This window comes from Streptomyces sp. NPDC005181 (assembly GCF_040608395.1).
Lineage (GTDB): Bacteria > Actinomycetota > Actinomycetes > Streptomycetales > Streptomycetaceae > Streptomyces.
In genome coordinates this window covers 1-9,236 of the sequence record NZ_JBEXID010000156.1, presented here as the reverse complement: position 1 = coordinate 9,236, position 9,236 = coordinate 1, and the positions used below count along the sequence as shown (strand labels likewise).

At 70.7% G+C, this 9,236-nt stretch carries 6 protein-coding genes, 1 tRNA gene and 1 pseudogene; 3 read left to right on the top strand and 5 right to left on the bottom strand.

What is annotated here, in order from left to right; translation table 11 throughout:
- Positions 1-290 precede the first annotated feature (290 nt).
- A complete protein-coding gene (locus tag ABZV38_RS38255) occupies positions 291-1,124 on the bottom strand; it encodes a hypothetical protein (protein ID WP_356333313.1) in 834 nt (277 codons plus the stop codon).
- Between the two features lie 391 nt (positions 1,125-1,515).
- Between ABZV38_RS38255 and ABZV38_RS38250 the strand changes: the two genes are divergently transcribed.
- On the top strand, positions 1,516-1,821 hold the full coding sequence (locus tag ABZV38_RS38250) for a hypothetical protein (RefSeq protein WP_356333311.1): 306 nt from the start codon (positions 1,516-1,518) through the stop codon (positions 1,819-1,821).
- Positions 1,822-2,127: 306 nt separating this feature from the next.
- Here the strand turns inward: ABZV38_RS38250 and ABZV38_RS38245 are convergent, their stop codons facing one another.
- The 4 genes from ABZV38_RS38245 to ABZV38_RS38230 form a co-directional block, all read right to left on the bottom strand.
- Complete coding sequence (locus ABZV38_RS38245; protein ID WP_356333310.1) at positions 2,128-3,582, bottom strand: LAETG motif-containing sortase-dependent surface protein; 1,455 nt, start codon at positions 3,580-3,582, stop codon at positions 2,128-2,130.
- Positions 3,583-3,772: 190 nt separating this feature from the next.
- The gene (locus ABZV38_RS38240; protein ID WP_356333308.1) at positions 3,773-4,345 is read right to left on the bottom strand and encodes a single-stranded DNA-binding protein; all 573 of its coding nucleotides are present in this window, start codon (positions 4,343-4,345) and stop codon (positions 3,773-3,775) included.
- Positions 4,346-4,438: 93 nt separating this feature from the next.
- Positions 4,439-6,460 (bottom strand): GTPase, encoded by a 2,022-nt coding sequence (locus ABZV38_RS38235; protein ID WP_356333306.1) that lies wholly within the window; start codon positions 6,458-6,460, stop codon positions 4,439-4,441.
- Positions 6,448-8,100, bottom strand: a complete 1,653-nt coding sequence (locus ABZV38_RS38230; protein WP_356333304.1) for a dynamin family protein — start codon at positions 8,098-8,100, stop codon at positions 6,448-6,450. Before ABZV38_RS38230 ends, ABZV38_RS38235 begins: the two co-directional genes overlap by 13 nt.
- A 319-nt stretch (positions 8,101-8,419) precedes the next feature.
- Between ABZV38_RS38230 and ABZV38_RS38225 the strand changes: the two genes are divergently transcribed.
- Together ABZV38_RS38225 and ABZV38_RS38220 are read left to right on the top strand one after the other, a co-directional pair.
- A tRNA-Arg gene (locus ABZV38_RS38225) sits at positions 8,420-8,492 on the top strand.
- 308 nt (positions 8,493-8,800) lie between these two features.
- Positions 8,801-8,994: pseudogene (locus tag ABZV38_RS38220) on the top strand (NUDIX hydrolase); the annotation flags it as partial.
- Positions 8,995-9,236: the final 242 nt, after the last annotated feature.

Genomic DNA, 9,236 nt, shown 5'->3' with positions numbered 1-9,236 from the left:
GACTGGGCGTCGATCACGGCGGCCGACGGCTCGGGGGCGCGTCCGGCCCCGATCCGGACCTGGCGGCGGAGCTCGTCGTGGATGCGGTCCCAGGTCGGCCAGTGCCCACCCGAAGAAACTGCTCTTGCCGGATGACCTGCAGTGTGTGCCTGAGGATGTCGGCGCCGGCTGCGTAGCCATCGATGAGCAGGCTGGCCATGCTCTCCAAAAGGACATCGATCGTCCGGGGTGGCATCGTTGCCGGCGGTCCGGTGCGGGCTGCCTCGGCCACCGACCGCTGTCCGAGTCCTTCACTCAGACGGCCGGCGAAAGATCGCCGCATTGACCGCTTCGAGCAGGGTGTCCCGGGCAAGAGCGGCGTCGAACGGTGCCAGCCGCTGTGCGGCGTCGAGCAGGAGCCGGGGCGCGGCGCTGCCTCGAACCTGTGAGAACACCAGCCGGGCCCGCAGCCGCTCGAGTCGGGCGCGCTGCAGGTCGTCGAGCGGCCCGGCCTCCGCGGCCGTCAGCATGGTGTAGGCCTGGTCGGCCTCGCCGGCGTCGATGTGGGCCTGAGCGGCGGCCAGTGCACGCGTGACGCGATGCTCGGGATCGGGCGTCAGTTCCGCCACCCGCCGCAGGAACGAGGCTGCCGCGGCGGCTCCTCCCCTGCCTTGAGCCCGGCCGGCCGAGCGCTCCAGGTCGACGGCGACGCCCTCGTCGGGCCGGGGGGTGGCATGAGCTCGATGCCACGCCCTGCGATCAGGATCAAGGTGGGGATCGGTGGCCTCTGCCAGCGCCCGGTGCGCCTCCCGGCGATCCGGCACCGACGCCCTCTGGTGGATGGCTGAACGCACCAAGGGGTGGTGGAACCGCACCTTCGCGCCGAACTCGACAAGTCCTGCGGCCTCGGCCGGCGCTGCGGCGTCCACCGGTATCTCCTGCAGACCGGCTGCGCGCCACAACAGACACACGTCTCCGGTCGGCTCGGCCGCGGCGGTCAGCAAAAGACGCCGACTGTCCGGCGGAAGTGATTGGAACTGCTGGTGAAAGGCGTTTTCGATGCGGCTCGCCAAGGGGCGACCGCCCGGAAGCCAGAATCCGCCCGCCAGCTCCGCAGGTGTGCGTGGCAGATGCAGCAGGGCCATCGGGTTGCCGTGAGCCTCGGCAACGATCCGGTCCCGTACCAGGGGGTCGAGTGGCACGCGGACACTCGAAGCCAGCAGGGCACGCGCGTCGGGCTCGCTGAGGCCGTGCACCAGCTCGGCGGGGCGGCCGAGGGGCTCGACTGCGAGCCCCTCGGCCGCCCGGGCTTCCGGGCGCCGACGTGCAATCACTGGGTGCGGGCACAACCGTGCATTGGGAGTTCGAGCGCAAGCACGGCGTGACCTGGTCCTTAACCACTGGACGGTTGCGATAGTCGGTGTGAGCGGCACCCTGCTCGCGCCACTTCTCACTTCGATCGCGAGCAGCTCACGCTCAGTTTTGGGTCGAGGAGAATGGCCGCGTGGTCGAGAATACGAGTGTGGAGATGGTGCCATGAATGTATCTGCACCGACCGTCCTTGACGGCGCTTCAGTTGAGCTTTACGCGCAGGTGGAGGACGCGCAGCGGTCTACTCGTCGGACCAGGCACTCGGTCGATAGCTTCGAGGAAAGGCTCTCGAATCTGGCGATCACACGATACGACGGAGATCCTGATTATTACCTGTTCTACTGCTCTGCCGAATGGGAAGTCCTGACGGACACGTGTCATCCCACGAAGCAGGAAGCCATAGAGCAGGCGAACTTCGAATTCGAGAATTTGGAGTTCGTTCCGCGCACCAGCGGATCCCGAGATGGGTGACCAAGGCGCTCTCGGAGACGTATCGCCGGACGATGTGTCTGGAGGAGGGGAATCCTGACCCGGACGGCTCCTTCGAGGTGATAGAGGGTGGGCTGTATCACCTCTGGGGGCAGTGGAAGCACATCCGAGGCGTCATGCGCACTGACCTCGGGATCGGAGCCCGGGCCCGACGGGGCAGCCCTCCAGGGATACCTGACGTCACGCTTGTCACGCAGGACGGCCCGGCGACAGCCCCGGTACGCGTGGGCGTACCGGGGCTGCCATCAACACATCGTGACAATGTGCCGCCCAGTTGTCACGTTCCGCTTACTCCCCGGTCGACTGCCCCTCGGACGGCGTCTTCCGCTTGCGGAGGAGGAAGACCGCGCCGCCGCCGATGACGACGAGAGCGATGGCGATGCCCGCGATGATCGGCGTGGCACTGGAGCTGCCGGTCTCGGCGAGGTCGCCCCCGGTCCCGGTCGAGCTGCCGCCGGCCGTGGCCGGGGCAGGCTGGTCGGCCGTCCGGGTATCGAGGCCGCCGGTGCCGCTGCCGGTGGTCTTGCAGTCCAGGACGCCCTTGAACGTCTTGGTGAACCCGCCGGGACCGGTGATCGTGAAGTCGTACGCCTGGTCCTCGGCGACCGGGACGGTCACCGTCTCCGACCGTCCGGCCTCGACGGTGTGCTCGGCACCGGCCAGCTCGAAGGTGAACGCCTCGTCGCCCTCGTTGCTCGCGGTGACATCCACGCCGCCCTTGGCGCAGTTCTTCTTCGCGGTGAGCGCGGGGATCGCGCCCTTCTTCGCCCAGGTCGCGGTGGCGGTCGCGGAGACCGTGGACTCGCTGGAGCCGGCCAGGATCTGCGTCTGGCTCTTGGTCACCCCGGCGAAGGCCCGGCCGACCGGCACCGAGGTGGTGGCTTGCACGGTCAGCGAGGCCATGCCGTCGGCGGCGCCCGCCGGGACGTCGAAGTAGAGCTCGGCACCGTTGGCGGCGGCGATGACGGGCTTGCCGCTCCTGTCGGTGACCTTGACGCCGCTGGCGGAGTCGGCGGGCGGGGTCACCGAGACCTGGTCGGCGTTGGTGCGGACGGTGACCGGCCCGAGCCGCTCACCGGACAGGCCGGAGACCGCTGCCGGATCCAGGGCGAGGGACGCCTTGGGCTCGGCGACGTCCTCGGCGTGCTCACCCAGCCAGTCGGCGAGCTTCTCGGCCTGCTTGTCGGAGGCGTCGACGTCGGCGTCGTCCGAGTAGCGCCAGATGGCGACCTGGGTGCCCGCCGCCGCGGTCTGCTCGGTCAGCGGCCCGGTGCCGGCCTGTTCGGCAAGCGCCGCGAGGTCGTCGATCTGCGGGTAGGAGTGCTGCAGGATCCAGCGGATCCTGCCCGCGTTCTTGTTGGCGCCGAGCGACGTCTGGTTCCAGGGAGTCTCCAGGTACTTCGCCTGGTCCTGGGTGGGGTTGTGAATGTCGATGCAGTACGTCTTGAGCTTGCCGCCGCCGTCGACGGTCATCTCGAAGAGCCCGGCGGGCAGCTCCTGCTTCTTGCCGTCCGTGTGGAGCACGGCCCGGTCGTAGGTCTTCAACCCGTCCAGGACGGCGGTAGCGCCGCCCTGGTGCTGGGGCGCCTCGTCGGCGGCCGCGCCGCCTGCGCCGACGAGGACGCCGGCTATGACGAGCCCTGATGCCACCGCCGATGCGGCCAGCCGGGAGATGCTCCGTCTCCGTGGGGGAATCGTCCCCGCGCTGGATGACGAAGCGGTCGCTGAAGAAGCAGAAAACACAGATGTCCCCTCCGGGCGGGACCCTCGCGCTTGGTGCGCGTGTGGGTTTGTCCCGCCAGCCGACTCAAGTGCCCTGTGACTACTGGGAAATCCTAAGGATGCGGCGATGCACATTCCCCCGTCATACCGTCGTACAACCATTCCGACTCAGAATCGTTATCGCCGGTAACTTCCGCACGCCCAGGCCCAGTCACGGCGCCGATGCCAGCTCAGGGATCTGTTCCTGACGCACCGTCGGCCCGCGCCTCCCATGCCGGGCGCCCCGCTCCCTCCGCTCCCCCTTCGCGGACCGCACAACAGGCTCCGCCCGTTGGACAGGCACCCCGAGCCCGCCGGCCTCCCCCTCTCCCCGTTCCTCCGCCGGCCCTCCCCGCCTGCCCGGCCCGGCCGTCAGCGTCGGATCACCCCGCATCACCCGCCGGAACGCCGCCGTCCCCCGTGTCAGATCGTGTCCGACCGCCAGTGCCTCGATGTCCACGAACGTCCGGCGCTGCCCGTCCCGTTCCTCCTCGCGCACCTTCAACCGGCCGTGCACCACCAGTGGTTCCCCCACAGCGACCGACCCCGCGAGATTCGACGCCAGCGTGCGCCACGCCCACACGGTGTAGAAGCTGGTGTGCCCGTCCGTCCAGAACTGCTTCTCCCGGTCCCAGCGCCGGGCCGTCACGGCGAAACGGAATCGCGCCATACCGCCGGTCGCAGTCTCCCGGAACTCCACCCCGGTCGCCGCGTTGCCCACCAATGTCACCACGGTGTCGTTCATGCCTGCGCCTCCCCTTCGGCTCCCGTGACCGCGGCCGCGCGGTCACTGATCTCATGCTGAAGGGAAGGCGGGGATCCTGCTGAGGGCTGTGGACTACCGGCCGGTTGTGGAAAACTCCGTCACCGCCACGAACCGCTCCCGCACCTCGCGATAGCGCACCAGCTCGGCCGCCACCGGATCGAGCACCCGCGCCCGGCCGCAGGCCGCCGCCGCCTCGCGCAGCCGCCGCTCGGCCTCCTGCCCGTACCTCCGTGCAGGTCCACGCGCGGCGGCCGCACACGACCACTCGACCAGCGGCCCGCCGACGATCCCGGCCAGCATCACCAATGTGGCGTTGAGCAGCCCCGGTTCGACTACGCCGACGATCTGGCCGATCAGCCAGAGGCCGCCGAAGATCTGCAGCAACGTCATGGAGACCTGAGCCAGTACGGCGGCGGGCCACCACGCGGGTCGCGGCGGCTTGCCGGCCACCCGCCCGCTGTGCACCCCACCGGATCCACCGGCCACCGCGGCAGCGGCCACGGCCCCGCTGTCGGCGCCGACGGGTGCCGCGCCATGCCCCGCATCCTCCGCGACGGCCCTGCCCCGTTCCTCCACCGCCGTGCCGGACTTCTCCGCCAGCTCGTCCAGCGCCTCCGGCAAGCCCTCCGCCCCGTTCACCGCGGCCTCGCGGACCGCCTGCGCCCAGGGGCCCGGCAGCCCGTCGGCGGCGGCGTCCGCCACCGTGCGTACCGCCTGCTCGACGCGTTGCCGGGCTGTGAGCCGCTCCTCCGGCGGCGCGGGCAGCGCCGCTGCCCGGTCCATGCTTCCCGGCAGCCTGGTGGACTCGTACCAGCGCCACAACCGCAGCCAGGGCGTCCCGCAGGCCCGCCCGGCGTTCCTGCGCCACTCACGTTCGGCGGCCTGACCTGCCGCGGCCGCGCCGACGGCCTCGGCGAGCCGGTCGGCGAACTCCTCGCGGGCGCGTTCCCCGAGCCCCGGCCGCCCTTCGGCGACGTACACCGGCCGCAGTTTGGCCGCGGCGGCGTCCACATCGGCGGAGAGTCGGCGCGCCGCGGCCGTGCGCTCCTGGACGAACCGGCCGAGCAGCTCACGCAGTTCGCCGACCCCGTGGCCGGTGAGTGCCGACAGGGACAGGACGGTGGCGCCCGGTTCGCCGTGTTCGCCGAGCGCCATGCCGTCCTCGTCGAGCAGCCGGCGCAGGTCGTCGAGGACCTGGTCGGCGGCGTCGCCGGGGAGCCGGTCCACCTGGTTGAGAACGACGAACGTGACCTCCGCGTGCCCGGCCAGCGGACGCAGATAGCGCTCGTGCAGAGCCGCGTCCGCGTACTTCTCCGGATCCACGACCCAGATCACCGCGTCGACCAGTGCAAGCACCCGGTCCACCTGCTCACGGTGCCCGGCCGCCGCCGAGTCGTGGTCGGGCAGATCGACGAGGACGAGTCCCTGAAGCGCCTCGTCCGCTTCCGTACCGCCCGGGTGCGGCCTGCGCCTGAGCCGCCCGGGAATGGCAAGCCGGTCCAGCAGCCCGGCGGCGCCGTCGGTCCAGGAGCAGGCGAGGGGCGCGGCGGTGGTCGGCCGTCGCAGCCCGGTGTCGGAGATCTGCGCGCCCGCAAGGGAGTTGAAGAGGGTCGACTTGCCGCTGCCCGACGCACCGGCGATGGCGACGACGGTGTGCCGGGAGGAGAGCCGCTGCCGGGCCGCGGCCTCGTCGAGTACGCGCCCCGCCTCGGCGAGGGTGGCCCGGTCCAGCCGGGCCCTGGACAGCCCGACGAGCTCACGCAGCGCGTCGAGCCGCAGCCGGAGCGGGCTGCCGGACGGTACGTACGCCTCGACCTGGGGGCGTACGTCGTCGTCGGAGGCGGCCTCACGGCCGGGTTCGGGGTCGGGTCCGGATTTCCCGGAAGCGGCAGCGGCACGGCGGGCAATGAGCCCGTCGTCCCAGCGCCCGACGGGCACGGGGGCGTTGCGGATCACGGCTTCCGCCGTGCGGCCCCGCCCCTGCTCACGGCCCATGCCAGGGTCCGTCTCACGACCCGGGTCCGGGTCCGTGCCCCGCACCCCGCCCTGCTCCTGGCTGTGGTCCTGGTCAGTGACGACAGTCAACGCTGCCACCTCTCCTTCTTCAGTACGGACAGCGCGGCGATCAGTTCTGCCTGCGGCTCCGGGGCCACATCGAGCGCGTCGAGCGGAGCGAGCCGCCGGTCACGCTCGCTGTTCAGCACCCGGTCGAGATAGGTGGTCAGCAGCGCGCCGCCCTTGTCGCGCAGTCGCAGCGCGCCCTGGACGCCGATGCGTTCGGCGAGCTGTTCCCCGGCGCTGCGGGCACGGCGTCCGCCGAGCAACGCGGCGGCCAGCAACGCCGCCACCGTCTCGGCGTCGGGTGCGGCGTTGCGTTCCAGCTGGCGCACCTCTTCCTCGGCCAGCTCCTCCAGCACTCGCCGCCACCGCCGTACGGCCATGGCGATCCGGCCCCGGATGTCCTCGGCCGGCCCCGACCCCCCGGCCTCCCGGCCGGCGGCCTCGAACCCGAGCACACCGGCTGCGGGCTCGTGCCGCCAGGTCGTGCGGATCTGCTCGTCGGCTGCGGCGACAGCGCACTGCAGAAGTGCGGCCAGGCTCTCCACCAGTGCGTCGAGCAGCTCCTCGGAAGAGCTGTAGAGCGGGTATCCGCGCCACCGGGTGCGGGCGTCCCCGGCGAGCACGCCACCGTTCTGCAGCCGCCGCCGCACCCGGGCGCCCTCCTTCTGGTACGCGTCCTCGACCACTCCGGTGAGCCGCACGGCCGCCGCGTACTGCGCGGCGACGGCCCCGGCCAGCTCCGGCATGCGTACGTCCAGCGAATCGATGACCCCGGTCGCCGTACGCCCCACGGCCTGCTGGCGGGCCGCCGGATCGTGCACTCGGTGGCCGAGCCAGGCGCGCAACGGTGCGACCGCAGTCGTGGGCAGCAGTCCACTGCCGCCGCCCGCCGACTCGGGCAGCTCCGGGATGGTGAAGCGGGGCACCTCACCGAGACCCGCCCTGGTCAGCAGCGCCCCGTACTGCCGCGACACTTCGGCGATCACCTGGTGCGGCACCCGGTCGAGCACGATGACTAGAGAGGCGTCGTACTCCTTCGCGGTACGCAGCAGCTGCCACGGCACCGCGTCGGCGTACCGGGAGGCGGTGGTGACCATGACCCAGACGTCGGCGGCGCAGATGAGTTCGGCTGCCAGCACCCGGTTCCGTACGACGAGCGAGTCGATGTCCGGGGCGTCGAGCAGCGCGAGTCCGCGCGGCAGACTCGCGGCCGTCTCGACCCGCAGCGCGGTCCCGTCCTCCTCCTCGTCCTCGCCGAGCCCGTCGCGGTCGTCGCGAAGGCCTGAATCCGCGGACTCGTCCGGGGGCAGCCAGACCCGGGTCAGTTGCGGCAGTACGCGGACCCCGGCGAACCAGTGGTGATCATCCGGATGGCAGACAAGGACAGGGGTCCGGGTGGTTGGCCGCAGCACCCCGGCCTCGCTGACCCGTCGCCCCACGAGTGAGTTGACGAGAGTCGACTTCCCGGCCCCGGTGGATCCACCGATGACCGCGAGCAGCGGCGCTTCAGGATCCTTCAGTCGGGGAAGCAGGTAGTCGTCGAGCTGGGCGAGCAGCTCGACCCTGGTCTGACGGGCACGTGCCGCCCCAGGAAGCGGGAGTGGCAGACGCACGGCAGCGACACGGTCGCGCAGGGCGGAAAGTGCGTCGATGAGCTGAGGCCGTACATCCATGGTTACCACATGCGAAGAATGCCCAATTTTGGCGCCTTTTTGAAGCGTATAGCCGCCTCTGCGCGCCGGTTACGCCGTCGGGACAGAGGGGACGAGTGGGGCGCAGGCATAACGAGTGCACAACACCCGGGGCGCGAGGCGTCAAAAGCAGTGCGCGATCTGCGCCCACCTGCGATTATCGTTTCGCTTCACCGAACCTCCACATCGTGCCACGCAGGTGAAGCAACCGGGTCGAGGCGATCGGAGCCCTATCCTTGTCCCGGCAAAGGTCACGGACCGGCCTGGTCCCAGGGCTTCAGGCCGCCGAGGCCACCACCCGGCCCCCGTAGCTCAGTGGATAGAGCAGGCGCCTTCTAAGCGCTTGGCCGCAGGTTCGAGTCCTGCCGGGGGCACACAGTCCGCACGACATCAGGCCCTCCCTCGGGAGGGCCTTTTCTGCAGGTCACCGCACCGTAGCGAGGGCTGCGTAGAGAACACATAAGCGCCGGACCGACCCCAGGTCACGGCGGGGAGGGTCCGGCGCCGTCCGGCTGTCACCGGGTTTCTACGGGTGGCCACGGTGGATACACGGTGGCGCTCCCAGAGTCACGCTCAACGCTCTGAAAGATCCGGTAGGTCCCCTCCGGCCTCGATGCGCTTCTTGAGATCCGGCAGGTGGCCGACGATGCACCGGGCATAGATCGCGAGCAGTACCGGGACCCTGGTATTCCGCTGCAAGCCCTCCGGCGGCGCCGAGCGCACCTTCTACGAGTCCACGGCGGTCGACTGGCTCACGCCCGAAGAAGTCACAGCGCGCATGTCCGAGGTCTTCGCAGTGCGGTTGCTCGATGCCTTGGATGCGGAAGCTCCGTACGTCAGGAGCCACGCGGCAAGCACCTGATCCCGGCGCGGTAAGACTTTCTCTACTTCATCAAGGCACCCGGCTCTGGCTGCGCCCGCGCTCCTGCCTTCGGCCCGCTCGGCGCTGCCGCCGCCGACGCGCGCCCACGTGGATAGGCCCAGTGAGGGGCCCTGCGCTTCTCGGACAGCGGTGTTGAGGGTTCTTCTTACGCCGCTGCCTGCAACTGCTCGTACGCGGCTTGGACTTCTGCGGGAGTCTTGTAGCCGAGTCCGGAGTGGAGGCGTTGTCGATTGTA